Here is a 23,697-nt window from a genome sequence, read left to right on the forward strand (position 1 = left end):
CGGTGCATTTGTAACAGAAATTTTCGCCATCTACCCCTGCTCACTCGTGAGCGGCTTCTGCTGCAGCAACTCCATGAGCAGATCACGAAAGGCCACGACCTTGGCCGAGAGATGATCGCCCCCGTGGTGAAGGAGGTAGACATGCCCGACCATGCCCGCAAACTCGGGCACCACAGGGAGGAGCGTCCCCGCCGCCACGTCAGGCTCGGCGACGCACGAGGGGAGCAAGCCGATCCCCGCGCCGTGCTTGATGGCTTCGCGCAGGAAGGTCATGTCGTCGGCGACGACGCGCGCGCTCCGCTCGGCCTTCGTCACCAGCGCGTCGAGGCCGCAAATCTCAAGGCCGGCATACTCGACCCATGCGTGGCCCGCGAGCTCTTCCAGCTGAGGAGCGCCTCGCTGGGCGACGACGGAATCGTCAGCCCTGACCCGAGCGCGGCGACGCCATCGATCGGCAGCGGGGACGGTACCCCAACCTGGGTCGGTACCCCGACCTTCACCACCTTGTCCCATGCCCACGCGCCCACGAAGGCGCAGCGACGGCTGCCCCGCTACCTGCACAGTCTCGGAGGGGGCCCGAACGTTACAGCCGGATCGAGGGACTGGATGTTCGGCTCCGTGGGGCGAGCGACAGAATGCCTCCTTGACCGCCACCCCGCCCGTGGCGATGGCGATGCACAGGGAAAGCTCGAAGGCTCAGGGACCCTGACGCGCTTCGCGGTCTCGGGCATGGTCGAGCCCAATCACGTCGTCTTCCCCCTGGCCCCATGACCCTGCAACGAGGTGGCCCCATGACCTAGCGAGGCGGCAGAGCCCGAACCCCGCATCCAGGGCTACACGCATCGCCTTCATCTTGATTTTTCGTACCGACGACGCCCGGCCTGGATTATCGTGCTCGACCATGCGCCCGTTTGCCGTGCTCTTTGGCTCGTGCACCGTCTTGTTTCCCCTTGCTTGCGGTCCAGCACAGCCTCAGGGGGGCGCGGGAACCCCCCTGAAACCCCCGGGTTCCTCGACGGCGGCGGGCGCAGCGAACCCCGCGAGCGAGACGCCCCCGCTCGCCGCGAAGCCGCGAGACAACGTCACCGTCACGCTGCTCTACACGACGGACGAACATGGCTGGCTCGAGAGCTTGTCGGAGGACGGCGTGAGCCGCGGGGGCGCGGCCGAGCTGCTCGGGAGGCTCGTGAAGTACGAAGGGCATTGCCCAGGGCCTGTTCCCGCGGGCATCGACGCGGCGGGAGCGCTCACGCCCGCCGCGCCCGAGGATTGCACCTCGCCGCGCACGCTCCTCCTCTCGGGCGGCGACAATTTCACGGGCCCCGCCATCTCGACGTATTTCAACGGCGTATCCATGGCGAGCGCGATGGGTCGCATGGGTTATGCCGCCTCGGCGTTCGGTAATCACGAATTCGATTTCGGTGTGCCGCAATTCTCGAAGCTCCGTGATACCGCGCGATTGCATTACCTCGCGGCGAACGTGAAGATCGACGACGCGAAGCTCGCGGGTGATCTCGCCATCCGGCATTACGAGGTCTTCGAGCGCAAGGGCGTGAAGATCGGCGTCGTGGGCCTCGCCGCAGCGGATACGCTGAAGGCCGCGATGGCCGAGCGCTTTCAAGGGATCACGTTTGAGCCCACCGAGGCCTCGCTCGACAAAGCGATCCACGAAGCGCGGGAGACGGGAGCCGCCGACGTCGTCGTCGTGACCGCGCACGAATGCCCCGACAACCTCGTGCCCATCGTGGAGAAACACCCGGAGTGGCGGCTCGCGTTCGTCGGAGGGGGCCATTGCCACAGGAAGATCGACACGCGCGCAGGCGACACGCCCGTCATCAGCCCCGGCTGGCGCCTGCACCGGTACGCCCGCGTCGCCATCACCATCAATCCGAGCAACCCCCCGCAGGCCCGCGTCGTCACCATCAGCCATTCCATCGTCGACGTGGCGGCCGATCCGCAAGTCCCGGCGGATCCTCCGCTCGCGCGGCTCGTCACGGCGTGGAAAACGAAGGTCGACAGCGCGCTCGGGAAGGTCATCGGCCATTCGGAGGGCGGGATCGGCCCGGAGGAGGCCGTCGGCAAGATCGTGAGCGACGCCTGGCTCCACGAGCTGGGCGGCGACGTGGCGATCATGAACCGAGGCGGCGTGCGACAAACCATTCCGCCGGGGCCAGTCACGCACGCGACGATCTGGGGCGTGCTCCCGTTCGACAACCGCCTGGTGAAGGTGTCTATCGACGGCGCGTCGCTCGCGAAGGACCTTGAGGCGAAGTCGTTCATCATCTCCGGCGCGAAGAGAGCGCCGAACGGAAAGTGGTCCGTGGGCGGCAAGCCGATGGATCCGAAGAAGCGCTACACGGTCATCATCACCGATTTCATGTACGGGGGCGGTGACGGCGCCGTCTTCGCGGCGCAGGACCCGAAGCCCGTGGGGACGGGGCTCTCGTGGCGAGATCCGGTGATCGCATGGATCGAGAAGAAAAAGAGCGCTGAATGGGCGCCGCTCGAGAAGAAGCTCGACGAGAAGCCGGCGCCAGCGGGCAAGCAGAGATAATCGATCGGATCTGTCGGGGACGTGTTGGCGGCGCGTTCGTTGTCAGAGAGGCTCGCACGACGACAGGTCACATGAAGGACAGCGAGCGCACGCACCTCCTCCAGCGTCTCGATCACCACCGCCTGTGTCTCGCGGAGCCTGGGACCGTGGCGCGGGAGTTTTCCCCCGACCGGTCGGCGTGCCGGATCCTCCTGGCGCCGGCGACGCCTGCGCGAGCGAGCGGTTCAAATCTCGCGGACGCCGGGGTATGCTTTTGCCGTGATGCCGAGCGATTCGTCCAGTCGCGCCGCAAGGGCAGCGCTCAGCGCGAGCGCGCTCGCCGCTGCGCTCGTCTGTTGCCAGGGCGAGGCGCTCGCGCAGCCGGCGGCCGCTCCTCTCCCGGGAGAGCCGGCGTCTGTGGAGAAGGGGCCGGGCCGGGCGCCGGGGCTCCGGGGCGGGGCGCCGCTGTTCCACCTCGGCGCGCGTGACAACGCGCTTCGCACGAGCCGATTCGGCTGGACCACCAGCGCCACCACCAACGCCTTCGGCCCGGACGACGGGCCTTACAGCGACGACGGCGAGTACGTTGGCATGACCTTCTCGCTCGTTCCCCGATACTCGTTCGTGAGCACCAGGGAACACTGGGCCTGGGTGGGCACCGACATCGCCCTGAACTTGCCCCTGTCAGACGGCGATGTCCCCGGAGAGGACTCCGTCACCCTGGCGGACCTGCCCCTCCAGGCCGCGTACAGCTACACGATCGTCCAGAACGACAAGGGCCTCGCCCTGCTCGCCGGGCCCCGGCTCCGCGTCGCGCTCCCGACGTCGCCGGCGAGCCGGGCCACCGGAGTCTACGCGCGCACGCTGCTCGGGCTCGGTGTGCTCGCGAACCTCCCCCTGCTCGATGGAGAGTGGTTGAATGGCGTCTTCTTCTCGGCCGGCGGCGGATGGGAGCACCTGTTCTCGCAGGCCACCACGTCTGTGAACGGCGCCCCCGTCAGACCTCGTTTGTCCGCGTCGGGCGAGGTGCAGCTCGACGATCAGCTCTCGGGGCAACTCCTGCTGCGCGATCAGCTGTCCGTGCGGATGAGCTTCTGGGTCAACCTCTGGGGCGATCTATCGCTCGGCAACACGTGGGGGCTCGCGGCCCGGTTCCGTGATGTGCCGCGCGATGGCGAGTGTGTGCAGATCGTGCTGACGTGCGCGCCCGTGGAGTCACGCGGCTCGTCGGCAACGGTCAACACCACGTTCGGGGTGTCGCTGAGCTACCCGGCCGAGGACATCGCATGGTTCAAGCTTGGCTATGACAACACCGTGCCCAGCCTGGGTGAGGACGGACAGCGCCGTTCCGTTTTCTACAGCCCTGATGCGGAGCTGTACCTCTCGATGACCCTGTTCCTCGATAGCCTCTATGCGAGGGCGACAACCCCGTCTGCCAAGCAGCTGATCGCTGCGCGCTGAGTCGGCGGAGCGTTGGCAAGAGCGCCCTGCACGGCACGCAGGACGGCGGCCAGCGCCAATGCGGCTGTTCGAGCGAGCTCAGGGTCGAGCGGGCTCAGAGATCGAGCGAGCTCACGGGTTCGCGTAGAAGTAGTAGGTCGCGCTGTAGTCGACGCGCGCCTCGGCGCCATCGTGCGCTTTGTCGCAGCCGTCCGCCGGAGCTTTGCCGCCTACGGTCTGAACGCGCTGAATCCACGCGACGTGGCTGAGCACGCCTTGCCCCTCGGTCGACTTGATTTCCAGGAGCAGCCAGGGGATCGCGGTGGTGTCGGGAGCATCGACCTTGGCCTTCATGGCGCCAACGACTTTGCTGCCGTCCGCCGCCTCCCACGTGGGGCCGCCGTAGTGCTTGCCCAGCGGTTTTCCTGCCTCGTCCGAGAGCGTCGCATCCGGGGCTTTGAGCGTCCATTCGAATTTCGCCTTGGGCTCCTTCTTCTTGCCGCAGACGTAGATCTGCGCGCCCTTGGCGTCCGCCTTCAATACGAGATTGGCCGTGCTCGGCGCCTTGATGGCATCGGGTGTTTCGGGGGGCGCTAGCTTGGGGACGCTCGCGGTCGCCGCGGGCTCGGCCGCGGGTGTCGTTGGCAAAGGTGCCGGCGGCGCGGGCGCGACGGGCGCGGGAGCTTCGGCGCTCGCAAGCGGTTCGCTCGGCGGCGGGCCCGAGGCGCTCGGCGTCGACCCCGCGCAACCAAAACCAACGACGATGAGTCCAATCGCATAACGCGCATTCATGATGAATTCCTCTCTGATCGCGGCGGCGCAGGCGCCAGGAAATCCAAACGCGATCCGAAAGTCAATCTCCTCGTGGTGGCCGTTTCACGGTACAGCCACGGTGCACGCGCTGGTTGACATAGAGAACCTTACGCGATCCGAGCCGCGGTCAACGGTGGTCACCGACCCCGACCTGACGGCAGAATTCGAGCACGGCGCATGCCGTGGCACACTCCGCGACGCGGATGTCACGGCTGCCGCCCTTCGAGCGCCGCTTCGGCGGCAGCCAGCACGGCCGCCGGTCTGGCACCTCGCTTGCTCGACTCCGGCCACGTCGGGGAGGGAAACCCAATCGATGCAATCCTGGACCTTGGCGCCAGTGTCGGTCTTGCTTTCGGCAGTCGCGTTGACCGCATGTGGCGATTCCTCGGCCGTGAACGCCGCCGGCGCGGGGGGAGCGCCGGGGACTGACGCGGAGTATCTCACGGAGCTCGTCACGCGCGACGACTACACTTCCCTGGCAGGCGAGGGCGCGGAAGTGAAGTACCTGACGATCGTCGACGGCCGCGAGTCTCCGGCGATGTTCGCCGGCGCAGCGTGCCTCTTTCAGAATACTGACGACCACCCGTACCATTTGCAGTTCCTTCGTACCTTCCCGGAATACGCGGCGCTCGCGCCGGAACGTTATGCCGATATGGTGCTGCGCCGCGCCAGCCGCATGATGTGGGGCGGCGGCCTGAAGCTCTACCCGGCCACGCCTCATCCGCTGACCGGAGCGGCGGGCGTGCTGGCGTACACGGTCTACAGCGAAACCGCGCCCGACGAGCTCCTGACGGTCGACGACATCGTGCAAGCCGACCGGCGGCTCAAGGGGTGTAGTCCGTTCGCTGAGCGCTTCCTGGTGTTCTCGCCGGATGGATCTGCCCAGACCGCGGCGGTGCGAGCCATCGCCGACGAGCTCGTGGCAGCAGGCGTCGCGCTGGTCGACCCGGATACGCTGTTGAGCGGGCTGTCCGCCGAGACGTACAGCGAGGGCGAGGCGTACGGTTACTTGAAGATCGTGGATGGCGCCGCCGCAGGTAGCGCCGGACCGCGCGACGTGCTGGTGATCGACGCAGCGCCGAGCGATCTGGGGCTGGTCGCCGGCCTCGTCACACGGCAGCCGCAGAGCCTGGCCAGCCACCTGAACCTGCGCTTGCGCGAGAAGGGGATCCCGAGCGCCGCGGTGCCGGGCGTGTTCGATAGCAGCGTGCTCCGCGCGCTCGCCAATGGGCTGGTCCACCTCACGGCCCGGGGCACCCACGTGGAGATCGAGCCCGCGCGCCTGGAAGACGCCGAAGCGTTCTGGAGCGTCCACCGGCCGCCGATCGGAGATCCAGCCGCGGACCTGGAGGTCTCCACGCCGGCAGCCCTGGCCTCGCTCGGCTCAGCGGATGTCGCGGCGTTCGGCACCAAGGCCGCGAACCTCGGAGAGCTGTCCCGGATCCTGCCCGAGCAGAACCGCGTGGACGGTTTTGCGATTCCGTTCCGCGCCTACGCAGACTTCATGGAGCGGCGCGGGTTCAATGCCGACGTCGCGGCGCTGCTGGCCGATCCCCGGGTGTTCACCGACGCCGACCACAAGCAGCGCCGCCTGTCGGAGCTCCGGGGCCGCATGCGCGCCGCCGAGCACTTGCCCGAGCTTGGCGCGGCGCTCGAGGCGGCCGTTCGCCAGGCCTACGGCGCCGCGGGGCTGGTCACCCGGCTGCGCTTTCGCAGCAGCACCAACGCCGAGGACTTGCCGGGTCTGTCGGGAGCAGGTCTGTACGACTCCCGGAGCGGCTGCCTGGCCGACGACCTCGATTCGGACACGCTCGGGCCGTCGGCCTGCTTGAGCCCTGAGCATGAGGCCTACCTGCGCGCCGAGCTCGAGCGGCGAGAGATCGAGCTCGCCGAGCACCCCGACCGGAGCTATCTGCTGCCGATCATCGAGGACCTGGAGCAGGACTTGACCGAAGAAAAGAGCGCCCTGCTCGCGGTGCGCCGGGTCTGGGCCAGCTTGTGGAACGAGCGCGCGTTCGACGATCGCGCGTACTACGGCATCGATCACACCAAGGTGTTCATGGGCGTCGCGGTTCATCCCACGTTCGTCGGTGAACGCCTGGAAGCCGTCGTGCTCACGGGGCTCGAACCCGATGCGCCGGAGCCTTTGTATCGTGTGGTCAGCCAGGTGGGCGAGGTCGGCGTCGCCGAGCCGCTGGATCCCACCGCCAGCCCTGAGATCCTGACGTTCCGGCGCTCTGCCGGCGGGTCGCCGAGCGAGGTCGCGCTGGTGTCACCATCCTCGCTGGCAGCGGGCGGCGCGCGGCTCTGGTCCGATACCGCGTTGAACGAGCTCGCGGGGCTGCTGTTCGTGGTGCAGGACCATTTCGCGGCCAGCGTGTACCCCAGCCTCGCTCCGCTGTCGCTCGACGTGGAAGTGGACGTCACCATGGATGGGCGCACCGTGATCAAGCAAGCCAGACCCTACACACCATGATGGAGCCAGACATGACCTTGAAAATCATCCTGTGTGGCCTCGTGTTCTCGCTGGCGTGCGCTGGCTGTTCCAGCTCCGAGCCGGGCAACGGAGCGAGCGCGGGCGGAGCCGGCGGAGCACAGCCGGACGCGAGCGACGCGCTGTGCGGCGAACGTCCCGGCGGCCGTCTCCGCACGACCCACGTGCTGCGCTTCGAGGCCCCGGACGGGCGCGCCGTGATCCAGCTCAGGCGAACCTGGGAAGACTTCGGTGTCGGCGAATCCTCCTTGTATCGATTGGACGGTTTCAGCGTGTCGCTTGACGGAACGACGGCGTGCGTCACCGAACAGAGCCGCCTCGAGTACGTCAACAGCCATCATAACTGGACGGACGTTGCGCGAGCCGATGCGGGCGCGGCCCGCTACGAGCTCAAGTTCAATTTCGACGCTCCGTTCACGTTCAGCGCCTTCGCCGCTGACGGCTCCGTGCTTGTCGACGCCATCCCGGTGATCTCGACCGGCAGCCCGGCGTTCTGTTGGGGGTGTCCTGTGCCGCTGGCCGTGTCGATCTCGGAGGTCATGCTCAACAACACGACAACGCTGGCGGATGAATCCGGCGAGTACGAGCCGTGGATCGAGCTGTTCAATCCGTCGGCGGAGGACGTCGATCTGACGGGCTGGACGCTGTCCGACGACTTCGCCGAGCGCGGCAAGTGGCCGCTGCCCGCCGTCACCCTTCCGCGTCACGAGGTGCTCGTCCTGTTTGCCGACGGCGACACGGACCAGGGCGAGCTCCACACGAGCTTTGCGCTCGATTCGAGCGGCGGCGAGCTCGTGCTGACGGCACCCGGCGGGGTCAGCGATGGCGGCCTCGTGCTCGGAGCTCAGGTACCCGGCGTGAGCCTGGCCTACCAATGGGCCGCGGACGGCTACGTCGTCGGGCAGCCGACCCCCGGAGTGAAGCCGCCAGAGGAGTGATCGCGCCTTCGCGCTGGACCGTGCTGGCCACGCGTGCGCCTCCGCGCGCTCGCTCCCGGGACCCTGCCCGCCCACCGAGCTGGGGCATCGTTGGCTCGGCGTCAGCGAGGCGAAGATCGCAGGATGAGCAGGCGGCCGTCCGCCTTCCCAGCTGCGCCAGCGTCGTCGAACTCGGTGAGGAGCAGCGTCTCTCCGTATCGCATTGCAGCGTGCGGCGACCTCACGCCATCGGGGGCGGCGAGAATCGCGCGGATGCTCAGGTTCTCCGGGTCGAGCAGCCACGTGCGGCCAGATTGGCCCACGGCGACGACCTCGTCGCCCATCTGCTGGAGCACAGCGATGAGCTCGCCGAGCGCGACCTCGTGCGTGGCTCTGCCGCTCACCGGATCCAGACGGACGACCCCGGAGCGCACATCCGTGAACACCGCGCCCGGGCCGGCGGCGATGCGTCGGTGGGAGTCGCCGATGTGGAGATCGTCGCGCGGCTCCAGCGAGGTCTGGTCGACGACGCTCACGTCTCCATGGCCGTGCGCGACCCAGATCCGGCCGTGCCCGACGGCGAGCGCGAACGCGTCCCGGCCGAGCGCGGGCGAGCGGCGTTGACCTCCCGTGGCCGGATCGATCCGCACAACCGAGGAGTCCGTCGAGCTCCCCTTGCTCCAGAGCAGCACCCAGAGCGCGCCGTCCGCGTACACCATGTCCTCGGGCGAGTCGGGCAAGCGCGCCAGCGCGCGGGCGCGCCCCGTCTGCCCGTCGATGACCCACACCGTCTGATCGGTGTGGGTCAGCGTGTAGACCACCCCCGCGGGTGACGCGACGACCTGCACCGGGAGCCGGCCAACCGCCACGTGCGCCGCCACCTCTCCGCGCTTCAGGTCGACGCGCGCGACGCGCCGGTTCCCGCTCTCCGCGACCCACGCCGTATCGCCGACCACCGCGACCCCTTCAGGCCACTTGCCGATGACGATCGCCTTGTCGACGGTGAGCTGCGCGGCGACGTGCGCCGCCGCGCGCGGCGGCTCCTCCGGGGCGGCGGCAGGCGCGCCCTGCGCCGCGGACGCGCCGGCGCGATCGCCGGTGGCGCCGGCGGCTGGGCGTCCTGGGATGCAGCGGCCGGCGGCGGAGGCGCCGTCACGGGCGCCGTGCCCGAGCAGCCCGCCAGCGTCACGACCATGATCGCGAGGGCCCCTGGCCCTCGGTGGAATGGGCGGCGAGCCGCGCGTGTACGCTCCATGGGCTGGCGCTCTCCTTTCATCTGTACTGGGCCTGTCCGATCTCCAGTGGCGAGGGCGGCGTTCGCGACCAGCAACGTCGCAAGCGCGAGGACGAGCGCTACGCCCCGAGAGCTCCTGGGCGCCTGAGCGCCCGACTCTAGCACGATGGACGAGCTACACGGCCACGTGGAGGGGCTGCACCACCGCCGCGAACACCGGGAGCGCCTCGCAGCGCGCCGCGTGCGCGGCCAGGGCCGGCCGCTTCGCGGCGTCGGCGAGGGCCGGGTGCGCCTCTCCGACGAAGCGCAGCGCGCAGGCGACCGCGATGTCGGCGTGGCTGAAGGCGCCCAGCCACCAGTCGTCGCCGCGCCGGGCGGCGCGCTCCCGCTCCAGCAGGTCGAGCGTCTCGCCGATCTGCGCGGTGCAGCGCTCCACCCAGACAGGGCTCTGGCGATCGCCTGTGCGCAGCACGTGCTCGTAGAGCAGGCTCACCGCCTTGTCCGCGAGCCCCGTGGCGAGCGCAGAGACCCGCAGGCCGGCGCGGCGCGCCTCGCCCGAGCGCGGCAGGAGCGCGCGATCGGGCCCCACCAGGTCGTCGAGGGCGTCGAGGATCGCCCCGCTCTCCACGAGCGGCTCCCCGCTGTCCGTCACGAGCACGGGGACCCGGCGGAGCGGGTTGTACCTCGCGATGGACTCCGCGTCGGCCCACACCGACCACGGGCGGTGCTCGTACGCGAGCCCGTAATGCTGGAGCGCCACGGCGACGCGGCGCACGAAGGGAGAGTCGTACTGGCCAATCAGGATCATGACGGCTCGTTTAACCGAGCCTGCCGCGCGCGGCTACCAGACCGCGCACGTCTTGGTCGGCCGCATCGGCGTGCCCGGCGCGCACTTGAAGGCCTCGCCGAACTCCGGGAGGTTCGCGAGCGGCCCGTTGACGCGGAACCGCGGCGGGGAGTGCGGGTTCACCTGGACCATCAGCCGGAGCGCCTCGTCGCGCAGCTTGCCGCACCAGGACTGCCCGTGCGCGAGGAAGAATTGCTGATCTTCCGTGAAGCCGCTCGCGACCGTCTGCTCCGCTGCGCCCTTGCGCATGGCGCGGTACGCCATGAACGCGAGCTTCACGCCCCCGAGATCCGCGATGTTCTCGCCCAGCGTCAGCTTGCCGTTCAGCTTCAGCCCCGGCAGCGCCTCGAAGGCCGAGTACTGCGCCTCGACGCAGGCGGTCTTCTCCTTGAACGCCGCCCCGACCTCCTTCGACCACCAGTCCTCCAGGTTGCCCTTCTGGTCGAACTGCGAGCCCTCGTCGTCGAACCCGTGCGTGAGCTCGTGCCCGACCACCATACCGATGGCGCCGAGGTTCACCGCCGCGGCCGAGCTCACGCTGTAGAACGGCGGCTGCAGGATGCCCGCCGGGAAGACCATGTGGTTGCGCTGCGGGTCGTAATAGGCGTTCACGGTGGGCGGGCTCATCTGCCACTCGTCGCGATCGAGCGGCTTGTCGATCTTCCCGAGGTCCCACTGCGTGTGGAAGGCGCGCGCGGCGAGCGCGTTCTTCGCGTACGATCTCGGATCGACCTCGAAATCGTAGGTCCTCCATTTGTCGGGATACCCGATGAGGTACGCCATCGCGGCGAGCTTGGCGAGCGCGCGCTGCCGCGTGCCCTCATCCATCCAGTCGAGCGCCCGGACGTTGCGCCCGAACGCGTCGCTGATCTGGTGCACCATCGCCTCGGCCGCAGGCTTGCTCGCGCCGGGGAAGCTCGTCTTGACGAACGGCTGCGCGAGCAGCTCGCCGAGCGCGTTATCGGTCGCGTCCACGCAGCGCTTCCAGCGCGGCCGCACCTCCTTCTGCCCGGTGAGCGCCGCCTGCAGCGTGAAGCTCTCGTCGACGAACGCCTTGGGCAGCGCGGGCGCCACGGAGCGCACCACGTGCCACGAAAGGTAGCTCTGCCACGCGGCGGGCTTCACCGACGTGAGCAGCCGGGAGAGCCCCTCGAAGAACCGGACGGAGGTCACGTTGACCTCCTTGACGTCCTGGAGGCCGAGCCCCTGGAAATACGCGTCCCACGAGAACGCCGGCGCGGCCTTGGCGAGCGCCGCCCGGTCGAGCTTGTTGTAGAGGCCCGCCGGGTCCCGCCGCTCGACCCGCGTCTTCGAGATCTTCGCGAGCTCGGTCTCGATCTGCAACACATCGAGCGCCGCCGCCTTCGCCGCCGCCTCCTGCGCCCCCGCGAGCCGCATCATCCGCGCGACGTGCTCCTCGTAGGTCTTGCGGAGCGCCTTCGATTTGTCGTCCTCGTTGAGGTAGTAGTCGCGGTCTGGCAGGCCGAGCCCGCTCTGGTCGAGCTGCGCGATGACGCGCGTCGCGTCCTTCATGTCCTGCGCGGACTCGACGTCGAACAGCGCCCAGATGCGGCGGCGGTGGAGCTCGGTGACGAGCGCCCCGAGGCCCTTCGGGTCGCGCACCCGCCGCGCCTTCGCGAGGAGGTCTGCGATGGGCTTCGCGCCGGCGGCCTCGACCGCGGGCTCGTCCATGCACGCGCCGTAGTAGGCACCGATCTTCTTGGTCACCGGATCCCGGTCGCCGGCGCTCGCCGCGTCCTCGAGGATGCGCCGGAGCTCCGCCTCATTGCGCTTATCGATCTCGTTGAAGCTCCGCATCCAGGTGGACTCGTCCCCCGGGATCTCGGTCTTCGCCAGCCATCCGCCGCACGCGAACTGGTAGAAGTCCTCGCAGGGGTTCGCCGATCGGTCGAGCGCGGCCTCGTCGAGCCCGACGCTCTCGAGCTTCGTCTCGACGACAGGGAGGCCCTGCGGCGCCGGCGGCATCAGCGCCTTCACCGTGGGGGGCGGGGGCGCCGGCGGCGGGCTCGCGGCGGGGCCGCAGGCCGCCAGCGCGGAGACGGCCACGGTGAGCGCGAGGGGAGCGGCAGGCTGTCGGTGCGTGCGCATACAGCGCTCTACCACGGACCGGCCATTGCGCGGGCTCGCGATGGCCGCCCGCCGCTGGATCCCGCGCGGTCGCGCCCGCATCCGCCCGGAGCGGGGCCGGCAGGCCTCACTCCCGGTCGAGCTTGCCCATCAGGCTCAGGGTGAAATAGGCCCCCATGTACTTGAGGTGCGGGCGCACCTCGAGGTGGACCCGGTACCAGCCCGCGCTCCCCTCGACCTCGGTCACCGAGGTCCGCCCCTTGCGGAGCGGCCTGCGCGAGCGCACGGCGGGCGACACGACATCCATGTCCGCGACATACTGGCTGAGCCAGCTGTTCAGCTCGCGCTCGAGGTCGCCGCGCTCCTTCCAGGTGCCGATCTGCTCGCGCTGCATGACCTTGAGGTAGTGGGCGAGCCGGCTGACGAGGAAGACGTAAGGCAGCTGTGTGCCGAGCCGGTAGTTGACCTCGGCGGCGCGCCCTTCCTCGCTCTGGCCGAAGTACTTGGGCTTTTGCGCCGAGTTCGCGGAGAAGAAGCAGGCGTTGTCCGTGTCCTTGCGGAACGTGAGCCCGATGAAGCCCTCCTCGCTGAGCTCGAACTCGCGGCGCTCGGTCAGCATGATCTCGGTCGGGATCTTCGCCTGGATGGCGCCGAGCGCCTCGTACTCATGGAGCGTGAGCCCCTCGACCGTGCCGCCGGATTGCGGCCCGATGATGTGCAGGCACCAGCGGTGGCGCGCGAAGCTCTCGGCGAGCCGGGTCGCCATCGCGTAGGTGGGCGCCCCCCAGAGGTACGCCGCGTGGTTGCCGACGACGTCCTCCTCGTAGGAGAACGCCCGGATGGGGGCGGTGCTCGCCCCGTAGGGCAGGCGCAGGAGGAAGCGGGGGAGGAGCAGGCCGACGTAGCGCGCGTCCTCGGACTCGCGGAACGCTGTGTACTTCACGTACTGCGGCCCCTCGAAGAGCGCCTTGATGTCGCCGAGGTGCGGCACCTTCCGGTAGTCCTTGAGCCCGAAGAACTGCGGGCCCGCGACGGCCAGGAAGGGCGCGTGCGCCATCGTCGCCACCGCCGCGCATTTCTGGAGGAGCGCGATGTCCTGGGGCACGGGGCCGAACTCGTAGTTCGAGATGATGGCGCCGAACGGCTTGCCGCCGAAATTGCCGAACTCCGACGAATAGGCGATCTTGTAGAGACCGCTCCTCACGACCTCGGACGAGTCCTCGAAATCCGCGAGCAGGTCGTCCTTCGAGCAGTTGAGGATCTCGACACGGATGTTCTCCCGGAAGTCGATGTGATCGATGGCGAACTTCAGGCCGCGCCACGCGGCCTCGAGGCGCTGGAACACCGGGTGATGCAGGATCTCGTCGATCTGCCGCGACAGCCGCTGGTCGATCTCCGCGATCCACAGGTCGATGAGGGCGCTGTCCAGCGCCGCGCCGGCCTCCGGGCGGCCCGCGACCTTGCCGACCACCGCCTCCACGCCCCGCTTCACATCGTGGTAGGCGCCGCTCGTGGGGGTGACCCCCGTCTCCGCCAGGAGCTCCGCAAGGAGAGAGCCATTGCTCCCCATCACCGGCTCTTCGTGCTGCCCCGCTTGCATGTCCGGAAATTTACCACGGTCGCTCGCCGGCTGGAAGCGACGGACACGCCGGCGCCCGCGCGCCGCGCCGCGCCGCCCAGGCCCGCCCCGCCGCGCCCGGGCGGGCCTGGGCGGCGCGGCGCGGTGCGGCCAGGAGAACCGCGCGCTCGGCGCGCCTCGGACGCCCGCGCGGAACGCTCTCTCAGCACGCGAGTCAGGTGTCGACCGGACATGAAAAGCCCATGGCGATCGCGCGACTGCAGTGTTACAAATCACGTGTGGGTGCTCCCACGGAAGCCGAAGACATAAGGGCTTTCGTTCGAGTCTGCCCTCTCGCACTCCCGGAACAGGCGCCGACGCCCCCGCGGCGACGCCCGTCCTGGTCGTGGCCGCGCGGCGCCGCGCGGCGCCAGCGCCCCGAACGGCTCGGGACCGAGTGAAATGGGCAGTGGGAACACGGAGGGACAGCGGACATCGCCTGTCTTTATCCCTCCGTGTGCCCCGTGCCTGTGTGGTCCAGATTCTCTGTCTTTCGGCGTGCGTCTGCGCGTCGTCAGCATCGCGCGCGTCCGCGTGTCGTCGGCATTCGGCGCGCCTTCGTGCGCCATCAGCGTTCGGCGCGCCTTCGTGCGCCATCAGCGTTCGGCGCGCCTTGGCGCGCCATGGGTCGTGGATTTCGAGGAGAGGAGTGGGGATGGAACGCCTCGGGCTCGGCATCATCATCGGGATAGGGCTCACCAGCTTGACGAGGATCACCCGTCCGACCGTCAAGAGGGCCATGACGCTAGGCTTCGTCGCCGTGGACGCGATCAAGGGCGCGTTCGGCGAGGGCAGGGAGAAGCTCGCCGACCTCGTCGCCGAGGTGAGGGAGGAGATGGCACGCCAGGAGCAGCGCGCCGGCTCGGGCGGCGCGCAGGGGTGGTCGCGCGCGGAGATGGAGCCGCCTGGGAGCTGACGAGAGGGGTGTTCCGGTGACCCGGCCTCGCAGGCCGGGAGGTGAGCCATGCCGAGCGATCGAGGGGTCGTCATCATCCATTGGGTTCCAGGGCGCGTGCGCCTCGCCGTCCCCGCGCTGCGCAGGGACCCGGCGAGGGCGGAGGAGATCGCGGAGCTGGCGCGCGCCTGCCCCAGCGTCGTCGACGCGCGGGCGAGCGCGTGGGCCGCGAGCCTCACGATCGAGCACGAGCCCGACGTCCCGCTGGAGGACGTCTTCTCCGAGCTCGCGCACATCCCCGAGCTCTCGGGCTGCAGCTGTCGCCCGATCGATGAGCTCACGCCCTCGCCCTGCGCGGCGCCCGCCGAGCCGCCGAGCCCGGGCCGGACGGCGCGCTTCGTCGTCCAGGCCGCGCACAGGCTGAACGCGGCGTCGCAGGCCGTCCCGCCGCCGCACGTCGACCTCAAGCTCCTGCTCCCGGCGCTCCTGGTCGGGTCCGGGCTGCTCCAGGTGCTGACGCGGCGCTCCCCGGGCATGCCCCACTGGATCACGCTCGTGAAGTACGGGGTCGACTTCTTCGTGGTGCTGAACCACGGCCGTATCCAGAGCTTCCTCGCGAGCGCGGGCGCGGGCGCACCCACCGGCGGCGAGGCGGGGTGACGATGGAAGCGCTCCTGTCGACCGGGACCGAGCCGGTCTCGGTGGTCCACGCGATCCCGGGCAGAGTCCGCCTGCGGCTCTCGCGCCTCGGGAGGGACGCGGCCTTCGGTCCGCTGCTCGAGGCAGGGCTCACCGCTGTGCCGGGGGTCCTGTCCGTGCGCATCGCCGAGGGCGCGTCGAGCGCCGTCGTCGAGCACGATCCGCGGCGGGTCGACCTCGACGCCATCGTGCGCGCCGCCGCCTCGGCCTCCGCCGCGCCGGCCCCGCGGGGGGCGCTGCGCGCCGGGCGCGCCGCCCGGGAGGCGCGCCGCGCGGCCGCCGTCGCGAAGCGCCCGCTCTACCTGTCGAGCGTCGGCATGGTCCTCTCGCTCGGCAGCTTCGTCTCGCCGCTGCTCGCGTACCCGTTCATCGCCGCGACGTCCGCGCCCATCCTCAAGAGGGCGTGGGACTCGGTGGTGCGGGACCGCAAGCTCAACGTCGACCTGCTCGACAGCCTGGCGATCGCGTCGGCCGTGGCGACCGGAAACGCCATCAACGCGGCCGGCATCATCTGGCTGGTCACGCTCGGCGACCACATCCGCGATCGCACCCAGGCGCGCGCCCGGCGCGCGATCAGCGGCCTGCTCGAGTACCAGCAGGACCTCGCGTGGGTGGTCCGCGGCGACGCGAAGGTGCAGATCCCGGTGGCCGAGCTCGTCGCCGGAGACGTCCTCGTCGTCTACACCGGCTCGGTCATCCCGGTCGACGGGACGGTCACGGACGGCGAGGGGCTCGTCGATCAGCAGACGCTGACCGGCGAGTCGATGCCCGTGCTCAAGGGCCCCGGCGACCGCTGCTTCGCGGCGACCGTCATCAAGGACGGCAAGCTGTACATCCGCGCCGAGCGGGTCGGCGGCGACACGACCGCCGCGAGCACGGCGCGGCTCATCGAGAACGCGCCCGCGCTGGAGACGCGCGCGCAGAACTACGCGGAGCTCGTGGCGAACCGGCTCGTCCCGCCGGCCCTCGCCTGCTCGGCGGTCGTGCTCGCCGCGACGCGGGACCTCGGCCGCGTGTCCGCGATCCTGACGATCGACTTCGGCACCGGCCCGCGGGTCTCGGCCCCGACGACGGTGCTCGCCTCGATGAACGCCGCGGCGCGGCGTGGGATCCTCATCAAGGGCGGCGCGTACATCGAGAAGCTCGCGAAGGTGTCGACCGTGGTGTTCGACAAGACGGGCACGCTGACCTCCGGCATCCCCGAGGTGACGGACCTCCTCGTCCACGACGCCGTGTCCGAGCGCGAGGCGGCGACGCTCGCCGCCGCGGTGTCCGCGCGGCAGACCCACCCCGTATCGCAGGCCGTGCTCCGGCTCGCCGAGGCGTGGGGTCTGACGATCCCGGACCGGGAGGAGTCCCGCTACCTCGTCGGCCGGGGCGTGCAGGCCAGGGTCTTCGGCAAGGTCGTGCAGCTCGGCAGCCCCCGCTTCCTCGACGAGCTCGGCATCGCCTGCCGCGCCGAGCCCGGCGCGAGGACGGCGCTCGAAGCGGCGGCGAAATCGCCCCTCTTCCTCGCCGTCGACGGGCGGCACGTCGCCACGCTCGCCTGCCGCGACGCCATCCGGGCCGAGAGCCGCGCGACGATCCGCAGCCTGCGCGCGCGCGGCATCGAGGATATCGTCATGCTGACCGGCGACAGCCGCGAGGTGGCCAGGCAGGTCGCGCTCGAGCTCGGCATCACCCGGTACTTCGCGGAGATGCTGCCCGAGGACAAGGCGGAGATCACGCGCCGGCTGACGCAGGAGGGCCGCACGGTCGCGGTCGTCGGGGACGGCATCAACGACTCCCCGGCGCTGTCGTACGCCGACATCGGCATCAGCGTGTCCGCGGGCGCGGAGATCGCCAGGGAGACGGCGGGCGTCGTCCTCGTGGAGGACGACCTGTCGAAGCTCATCGAGGCGATCGACGTCTCGCGCGCCGCGATGCGCCTCATCCACCAGAACTTCTCGATGATCCTCGGCGTGAACGCGGTCGCGTACGCGCTGTCGATCCCCGGGCTCCTCAACCCGGTCGCGGCGACGCTCATGAACAACGGCTCCGCGGTCCTCGCCTGCGTGAACGGACTCCGTCCGCTCATGGCCGCGCCGCGCAGGAAGGTCCGCGCCGGCGGCCCCTAGCGCGCTCGTTCGCGCGCCGCGCCGCATCCCGGCACGCGCGCTGCACGAGGGATGGAATGGTTGGAATGCAGAGCGAAACGCGCGCCGGATCAAGATCATCCGCCGCGGACCGGGCGCGCGCGCCGCACCGAACTGTGCAGTGGCTGCCCGGCGCGGCGCTCCTCGCGTTGATCGGTTGTGCAGCTGTGGCACGGGCGCCTGTGTCGCCACACGTTGCCGCGGGGAGCGCGGAGGAGGCTGGCCGGTACCTGATCCTCGTGGGCGGGTGCAACGACTGCCATACGCCCGGCTGGGACAGATCGAGCGGCAAGCTCCCGACCTCGGAGTGGCTGACGGGCAGCGACGTCGGTTACCGAGGTCCGTGGGGGACGAGTTATGCGGCGAACCTCCGGATCTCCGCCCAGAACCTCAGCGAGGAGGCCTGGGTGCGGATGTTCCGCGAGGCCGCTGGCCGGCCGCCGATGCCGTGGCTCAACTACGTCACCCTGCACGAGGGCGACCTCGTCGCGATGTACCGCTTCGTCCGGAGCCTCGGTGAGAAGGGCGTCCCTGCGCCCCGCGCGGTGCCGCCGGAGGAGGAGCCCGCGACGCCGTACATCCTCATGGTCCCGCAGCAGCCGAAGAGCAGGCCGTAGTCGTCGGCTCGCGTCGGCTCGCGTCAGGCGTGCAGGCCGCCGAGCGTCGCCGACACCGCGTGGCTCGCCGCCGGCCGCTCGCAGGGCAGCTCCACCGTGAACCGCGCCCCCTCGTCCGGCCGGCTGGCCACGCGCACCGCGCCGCCGAGCGCCTCGACGATGCTCTTCACGACGTGGAGCCCGAGCCCGAGCCCGCCGAAATGGCGGCTCGACACCGCGCGCTCGAACCGGTCGAACACGTGCGGGAGCCGCCCCGCCGGGATCCCGATGCCCTGATCCTGCACAACGAGCTCTGCCGTGCCGTCCTTCCGCGCGACCGAGACGTCGATCGGCTTGCCTCCGCCGAACTTGAGGGCGTTGTCGAGCAGGTTCGAGACCACCTGCTCCAGCCTGCTCCTGTCCCACGACCCCACGACGGACGGCTCGGCGCGCACGCTCACGGACGAGCCGGACTGCGCGATGCGCTCGGTGAGCCGCTCCAGGACGTCGTCCACGACCTCCGCGAGATCGACCGGCTCGACGTGCAGCTCCAGCCGGCCGGTGTGGAGCTGCGACACGTCCAGCACGTCGTCGATCAGCCGGACGAGCCGGTGCACCTGCCGATCCATCCTTTGCAGGGCGCGCGCGAGGCGCTCGTCGGACGCGTGGTCTCCCCGGCGGAGCAACGCCTGGAGGCCGAGGCGCAGGGAGGTGACGGGCGTCCTGAGCTCATGCGACGCGACGCTGAGGAACTCGTCGCGGACGCGCACCGCGTGCTGCGCCTCGCGGTAGAGGCGGGCGTTCTCGAGGGCGATCGCGATCTGGTCGGAGAGGAGCTCCAGCACGTGGACGCGAGCGCGCGTGAAGGCGTACGTGGTGAGGTTATTTTCCAGGTAAACCACCCCGAGCCGCGTCTCGTTCCGCTGGATGGGCAGGACCAGGACCGACCGCGAGCCGCCCCCGGCGAAGTGAGGGTCGCGATCGCGCTCCGGCTCGCTGTCCGCGTCGTCGAGCACGAGGATCTCGCACGCCATGTGGGCGTGCTCGACGACCCGCCGGGGGACCTCGCGCGACCGGGAGAGCGGCGTGCGCTCGATGGAGACCGGGGTGGCGACAGACCCCTGGGCCCGCACGAAGAGCTCCCCCTCTTCCTCGAGCACGAGCGCGCCGCGCTGCGCGCCGGCCGCCTCGAGGCAGACGCCCAGGAGCTTCTCGAGCAGCCGATCGAGCACGATCTCGCTCGAGAGGGTCTCGGCGGCCTTGAGCAGGCTGAGCGCGTCGAGGGCGGCCGCCGGAAGCCGCTCCGTGAGCTCGGGCTCGTCGCCGGACCCGCCGAGCCTGAACTCCTCCGCGAGCGCGAGGGCCTTCTCCGAGGCCCCCCAGCGGGCGAACCCCTGGTGCGCGGCGCGCAGGTACATGGCCGCGATCCGTGCCCGTCCGAGCCCGTGGTAGAAGCGCCCAGCCAGCTCGTTGCCGAGCGCCGCGATGTGGAGGAACCCCCCGCGCGTCGCCGCCTCGATCGCCTCGTCGTACCACGCGGCGGCGAGCTCAAACCTGCGCTCGACGCGGGCGATCTCCGCGTCGACGAGGAGGCGCCGCGAGCGGAAATTCTCCGCGCAGCCCGACTCCCACCTTCGCAGGGCGCTCTGCAGATCCGCCGCGCGCGCGAGCAGCGCCGCCCTCTCCCGCTCATCGGCCTCATCGCATCGCCACAGCAGCGTGAGCGCGGCGTACAGCGCGTACTGGCACTCGGGGATGTAGCCGGCGAGAAAGTGAATGAACGGGGCCGCCGCGTCGGCGTGAGCGATGGCCTCGGCCATGTCCCGGAGCAGGTACGAGACCTGGAGGCGCCCGATGTGATACACGCACCTCGCCGGCGGCTCCCGCCGCGCCGCCTCGAGGAAGGCCCGCTCGTCGAACTCGGCGTCATCGGCCACGTTCCGGCCCCTCGTCAGCCCCTTGAGGCACCGGATCATCTGCCGGAAGGCGAGCTGGTAGAAGAGCGTCGACTTGTTGCCTGTCTGCTGGCTGAACGCGAACCCGTCGTTCAGATCGACCAGCACGCGATCGAGCTCCACCCCTGTGGCGAACGCTTGCGCCATGAGCCCCGTGCGCGCGTACGAGGAGAAGCGGAGCTCGCCGGACGACACGCCCAGGGCGATGATCTCGCGGAACGGCGCCCCACCCGAGGCGAGCGGCGCGATCCACGGGTGAACGAACTCGTTGTACATGTACCGGGCGATCGTCTCCTGGGCGCGATCTTCGAACCGCCGCGCGAGCTCCACGGCGAGCTGGCCGAAGCCCTGGGCGCTCGAGAGGTCACCCTCGGCCGCGAGGAGCATCGCGTGCCCCGCGTAGGAGAGGATCGACTCGCTCGCGTTGCCGTGCTCCAGCGCGAAGCGGACGCCGAGGGAGGTGAGGATCACCAGCTGCTTCCGGTCCGCGAACCAGGCGGGGGCCACCATCTCGGCGAGGAGCCTCATGCGGGCGCGCTCTTCTGGGCTGGTCACGCGGGGGAGATCGACGAGCGACTCAGGCGAGCGCTCCGCGAGGTGCCTGGCGATGGCCCGCCGCTGGGCCGCGATCTCCGCGTCGAGATCCGCCGCCGATAGCTCGACCCCGAAGTGCGCGCGCAGCGCGTCTCGGCCCCAGGCGAGCGCCAGATCGTGATCGCCGGTGATCGTCGCGCTCATGATCCGGAGCGCCTCCAGGTCGACCTTCTCCGGGATCGACGCCGCGTGGCGGAGCCCCTCCTCCACGAGCGCGCGGGCCGCCGCGTGCTGATCGGTCAGCGCGGCGCACTCCGCCGCGTCGCGGTGGAGGGAGAACCAGAGCTCGTAACGCGAGCGGAAGGCGCCTTCCGGCAGCAGGCGGAGGCCGCTGCGGAAGTACGCGAGCGCCGGGCCGAAGGCCGCGGCGCGGCGCGCCTTCACGCCGGCGCGGTGGTTGAGCTGCGCGAGGTGGCCCCGCTGCTCCGCGTCGAGCAGCGCGGCGCCGAGGTTCAGCTGGTCCGCGGCGTCGAACAGCGCCGCGTCCGTCCCGTTGGTGCAGGTGGCCTCGAGGAAGCGGCCGATCTCCAGGTGCAGCTGCATCCGCAGCTGCTCCGGCACGAGCTCGTAGGCCGTCTGCTGGACCCGATCGTGGACGAACCGGATCGCGAGCCCGGCCTCCCGCTCACACGTGCCGTCGGGCACCACGAGCCCCTCGCGGAGCGGCTGGACGAGCGACGCTGTCGTCTCGTCGACGGATCGGCCGAGCACCGCGGCGATGAGCCTGAGCTCCGCGCGCCTGCCGATGCACGCGGCGACCTGCAGGAGCTCCTGCGCCGCTTCGGGTAGCCTGCGGACGGACTCCGACATCAGCTGGATCACGTTGTCGGTGACCCCGACCCGCTCGATCCGGGCGAGATCCCACATCCATGTCGAGCGGATCGCGTCGAAGAGGAGCAGCCCTTTCTCCTGGAGCGATCGGAGGAGCTGGCGGATGAAGAAGGGGTTGCCCGCCGTCTTGGCGAGGAAGAGCTCTGCGAGCGGGCGCGCCCGCTCCGGCTCGCAGCGGAGCGCCTCGGCGAGCAGCGCGACGACCGGCTCGACGCCGAGCGGGCCGAGCGAGAGGTGCGTCATCGGGGGGACCTGCGCGCCCCGGATCTCCTCGATGGCCTGGTGGAGCGGGTGCGCGGCGCCGACTTCCCTCGACCGGTACGCGCCGAGCAGGAGCACGTGCTTGCTGCCCGGATCCGCGGCGAGGGCGCGGAGGACGCGGAGCGACGCGGCGTCCGTCCACTGGAGGTCGTCGAGGAAGATCGCGAGCGGCGGCCGCTGGCTGGCCACCGCGCGCACGAAGTCCTGGATCGCGAGCAGGAAGCAGTTCTCTGCGCGCATCGGATCTGCGGCCGGCAGCGCGGGCGCGTCTCCGAGGAGCTCGGTGAGCTCCGGGCAGAGCTCGCCGAGGGCGCGGCTCCGCTCGCTGACCGCCTCCCTGAGCTGCGCGCGGCTCTCCTCGCGCTCGGCGCGGAGCGCGGCCGCGAGGGCGCGGAGCGCCTCTGCCAGGGACGCATAGGGCACGTTCGCCGCGCGCAGGTCGAACTTGCCCTCGATGAACCGCCCGCCCCGCTCGGCGACGGCGGCCTGCAGCGCCCCGACGAGGGCGGTCTTCCCGACGCCTGCCTCCCCGGTCACCAGCACGAGCTCCGTCCCGCCGTTCGACACGCGGGCGAGCGCGCCGCGCAGCGCGGCGAGCTCGCGCTCGCGGTCGATCAGGCGCTCGGGCAGCGGGAGGCGCCGCGCGAGGTCCATGCGGCCGAGCTCGAATGGCGCGATGGTGCCTGCGGCGCGCCATCGCCTCTGCGCCTCGTGGAGGTCCTGGGCGAGGCACTCGGCGCTCTGGTATCGCAGGTCCGGCATCTTCGCGAGCAGCCGCTGCACGAGCTCGGAGAGCGCCGCCGGGACATTGGGGATCACGACGTGCGCGGGCACGGGGCTCCGCGCCATGTGGGCGTGCACGAGCGCGAGCGGATCGAGGTCCTTGAAGGGCGGCGCGCCGGTGAGCATGGCGTAGAAGGTCGCTCCCAGCGCGTACAGGTCCGATCGCGCGTCGATGAACCAGCACGTGCGCCCGAGCTGCTCGGGGGACAGGAAGGGGAGCGCGTCGAGCTTCTCGAGCTCCACGGCTCCGGGCATGCTCGTCAGCTCGGCCGCGTCCGAGAAATGGACCAGGGTGACCTGCCCGTCCTCGCCGAGGACCACGCGGCTCGGGGCGATCGCGCGGTGGACGACGCCGCTCCCGTGGATGCGCGCGCACGTCTCCGCGAGCGCGATGGCGATATCGAAGAACGCGTCCAGCGCGAGCGGCCCTCGCGCGAGCCGCCGCTCGAGGTCCTCGGGGCCTGCGTCCTCGAGGAGCAGCGCCGGCATGCTCTCCGCGCCCTCCAGCGCGAGCGGCCGCACGACCCCCGGCACGTCGAGCCGCCGCAGGAAGGCGTGCTCGCGCAGCAGGAGGGCCGCCGCGCCCGGGGCTGGAAGACGCCCCCGAACGGTTTTCTGCACGACCATCCTCCCGGCAAGCCTCTGTCTGCGAAGCAGAAATCGGCTGCAGCGGTGGACCTCAGTCGCTTCCGCCCGAGTCATACGCGTTCCCCCTCGCGCGTTGCCGCGAGAATATAAAGCAGGATGTGTGCTGGTGCGAGCCGGGAAGTCCCGGGTCTCGTGATATGGGAGAGACGTCGGGTTGTGCGCTTCGCGCTATCGCGCGGCGGCGCCGCCGCTTCCTTCCTCTCGGCACGACGACGCGTGCTGCGCGGCCTCACCCTCGTCGCGAGGGCGCCCCTCCAGCTGTCATTTGCCAGGCCGTCTGGCCGCGCGGGCAGGGGTGGAAGGGGATGGAAGGGGA

At 70.6% G+C, this 23,697-nt stretch carries 15 protein-coding genes; 8 read left to right on the forward strand and 7 right to left on the reverse strand.

Annotation, left to right across the window (positions count from 1 at the left end; all coding sequences use genetic code 11):
• Positions 1 to 30: 30 nt before the first annotated feature.
• Positions 31 to 513, reverse strand: a complete 483-nt coding sequence (locus tag WME79_RS07030) for a LysR substrate-binding domain-containing protein (RefSeq protein WP_437533633.1) — start codon at positions 511 to 513, stop codon at positions 31 to 33.
• A gap of 340 nt (positions 514 to 853) precedes the next feature.
• Between WME79_RS07030 and WME79_RS07035 the strand changes: the two genes are divergently transcribed.
• Positions 854 to 2,554: a bifunctional metallophosphatase/5'-nucleotidase gene (locus WME79_RS07035; protein WP_437533636.1), complete on the forward strand. Its 1,701-nt coding sequence runs from the start codon at positions 854 to 856 to the stop codon at positions 2,552 to 2,554.
• Between the two features lie 258 nt (positions 2,555 to 2,812).
• Complete coding sequence (locus tag WME79_RS07040; protein WP_437533639.1) at positions 2,813 to 3,994, forward strand: hypothetical protein; 1,182 nt, start codon at positions 2,813 to 2,815, stop codon at positions 3,992 to 3,994.
• Between the two features lie 111 nt (positions 3,995 to 4,105).
• Here WME79_RS07040 and WME79_RS07045 read toward each other — a convergent pair whose 3' ends face one another.
• Positions 4,106 to 4,765, reverse strand: a complete 660-nt coding sequence (locus WME79_RS07045) for a DUF3455 domain-containing protein (RefSeq protein WP_437533641.1) — start codon at positions 4,763 to 4,765, stop codon at positions 4,106 to 4,108.
• A gap of 334 nt (positions 4,766 to 5,099) precedes the next feature.
• Here WME79_RS07045 and WME79_RS07050 point away from each other — a divergent pair, with 334 nt between their 5' ends.
• Both WME79_RS07050 and WME79_RS07055 read left to right on the forward strand, forming a co-directional pair.
• Positions 5,100 to 7,262 carry a PEP/pyruvate-binding domain-containing protein gene (locus tag WME79_RS07050; RefSeq protein WP_437533643.1) on the forward strand — a complete coding sequence of 721 codons (2,163 nt, stop codon included), beginning with the start codon at positions 5,100 to 5,102 and terminating at the stop codon, positions 7,260 to 7,262.
• 11 nt (positions 7,263 to 7,273) lie between these two features.
• Positions 7,274 to 8,218, forward strand: a complete 945-nt coding sequence (locus WME79_RS07055; protein WP_437533646.1) for a lamin tail domain-containing protein — start codon at positions 7,274 to 7,276, stop codon at positions 8,216 to 8,218.
• Between the two features lie 101 nt (positions 8,219 to 8,319).
• On the opposite strand, the gene WME79_RS07060 is transcribed toward WME79_RS07055, so the two are convergent.
• The 4 genes from WME79_RS07060 to tssC form a co-directional block, all read right to left on the reverse strand.
• Entirely contained in the window at positions 8,320 to 9,153 is an 834-nt protein-coding gene (locus WME79_RS07060; protein WP_437533649.1) for a hypothetical protein, read from the reverse strand.
• A gap of 453 nt (positions 9,154 to 9,606) precedes the next feature.
• Positions 9,607 to 10,239 carry a glutathione S-transferase family protein gene (locus tag WME79_RS07065; RefSeq protein ID WP_437533651.1) on the reverse strand — a complete coding sequence of 211 codons (633 nt, stop codon included), beginning with the start codon at positions 10,237 to 10,239 and terminating at the stop codon, positions 9,607 to 9,609.
• 33 nt (positions 10,240 to 10,272) lie between these two features.
• Positions 10,273 to 12,387 (reverse strand): M13 family metallopeptidase, encoded by a 2,115-nt coding sequence (locus WME79_RS07070; RefSeq protein ID WP_437533654.1) that lies wholly within the window; start codon positions 12,385 to 12,387, stop codon positions 10,273 to 10,275.
• 106 nt (positions 12,388 to 12,493) lie between these two features.
• The gene (gene tssC / locus WME79_RS07075) at positions 12,494 to 13,966 is read right to left on the reverse strand and encodes a type VI secretion system contractile sheath large subunit (RefSeq protein ID WP_437533656.1); all 1,473 of its coding nucleotides are present in this window, start codon (positions 13,964 to 13,966) and stop codon (positions 12,494 to 12,496) included.
• A gap of 673 nt (positions 13,967 to 14,639) precedes the next feature.
• On the opposite strand from tssC, the gene WME79_RS07080 reads away from it, so the two are divergent.
• The 4 genes from WME79_RS07080 (at position 14,640) to WME79_RS07095 (ending at position 18,330) form a co-directional block, all read left to right on the forward strand.
• Positions 14,640 to 14,900, forward strand: a complete 261-nt coding sequence (locus WME79_RS07080) for a hypothetical protein (RefSeq protein WP_437533658.1) — start codon at positions 14,640 to 14,642, stop codon at positions 14,898 to 14,900.
• 48 nt (positions 14,901 to 14,948) lie between these two features.
• Complete coding sequence (locus tag WME79_RS07085) at positions 14,949 to 15,539, forward strand: hypothetical protein (RefSeq protein ID WP_437533660.1); 591 nt, start codon at positions 14,949 to 14,951, stop codon at positions 15,537 to 15,539.
• Positions 15,540 to 15,541: 2 nt separating this feature from the next.
• Positions 15,542 to 17,695 carry a heavy metal translocating P-type ATPase gene (locus tag WME79_RS07090; protein WP_437533662.1) on the forward strand — a complete coding sequence of 718 codons (2,154 nt, stop codon included), beginning with the start codon at positions 15,542 to 15,544 and terminating at the stop codon, positions 17,693 to 17,695.
• 200 nt (positions 17,696 to 17,895) lie between these two features.
• Positions 17,896 to 18,330, forward strand: a complete 435-nt coding sequence (locus WME79_RS07095; protein ID WP_437533665.1) for a cytochrome C — start codon at positions 17,896 to 17,898, stop codon at positions 18,328 to 18,330.
• A gap of 23 nt (positions 18,331 to 18,353) precedes the next feature.
• Here the strand turns inward: WME79_RS07095 and WME79_RS07100 are convergent, their stop codons facing one another.
• On the reverse strand, positions 18,354 to 23,435 hold the full coding sequence (locus tag WME79_RS07100) for a sensor histidine kinase (RefSeq protein WP_437533668.1): 5,082 nt from the start codon (positions 23,433 to 23,435) through the stop codon (positions 18,354 to 18,356).
• Positions 23,436 to 23,697 lie beyond the last annotated feature (262 nt).

This window comes from Sorangium sp. So ce726 (genome assembly GCF_051521405.1).
Lineage (GTDB): Bacteria > Myxococcota_A > Polyangia > Polyangiales > Polyangiaceae > Sorangium.

Excerpts from the sequence above, each read along its gene's own strand:
- WME79_RS07100 (WP_437533668.1), bottom strand. The coding sequence starts at position 23,435 with ATGACTCGGGCGGAAGCGACTGAGGTCCACCGCTGCAGCCGATTTCTG.
- WME79_RS07065 (WP_437533651.1), bottom strand. The coding sequence starts at position 10,239 with ATGATCCTGATTGGCCAGTACGACTCTCCCTTCGTGCGCCGCGTCGCC.
- WME79_RS07090 (WP_437533662.1), top strand. The coding sequence starts at position 15,542 with ATGGAAGCGCTCCTGTCGACCGGGACCGAGCCGGTCTCGGTGGTCCAC.
- WME79_RS07045 (WP_437533641.1), bottom strand. The coding sequence starts at position 4,765 with ATGAATGCGCGTTATGCGATTGGACTCATCGTCGTTGGTTTTGGTTGC.
- tssC (WP_437533656.1), bottom strand. The coding sequence starts at position 13,966 with ATGCAAGCGGGGCAGCACGAAGAGCCGGTGATGGGGAGCAATGGCTCT.
- WME79_RS07055 (WP_437533646.1), top strand. The coding sequence starts at position 7,274 with ATGACCTTGAAAATCATCCTGTGTGGCCTCGTGTTCTCGCTGGCGTGC.
- WME79_RS07030 (WP_437533633.1), bottom strand. The coding sequence starts at position 513 with ATGGGACAAGGTGGTGAAGGTCGGGGTACCGACCCAGGTTGGGGTACC.
- WME79_RS07050 (WP_437533643.1), top strand. The coding sequence starts at position 5,100 with ATGCAATCCTGGACCTTGGCGCCAGTGTCGGTCTTGCTTTCGGCAGTC.
- WME79_RS07070 (WP_437533654.1), bottom strand. The coding sequence starts at position 12,387 with ATGCGCACGCACCGACAGCCTGCCGCTCCCCTCGCGCTCACCGTGGCC.
- WME79_RS07085 (WP_437533660.1), top strand. The coding sequence starts at position 14,949 with ATGCCGAGCGATCGAGGGGTCGTCATCATCCATTGGGTTCCAGGGCGC.
- WME79_RS07080 (WP_437533658.1), top strand. The coding sequence starts at position 14,640 with ATGGAACGCCTCGGGCTCGGCATCATCATCGGGATAGGGCTCACCAGC.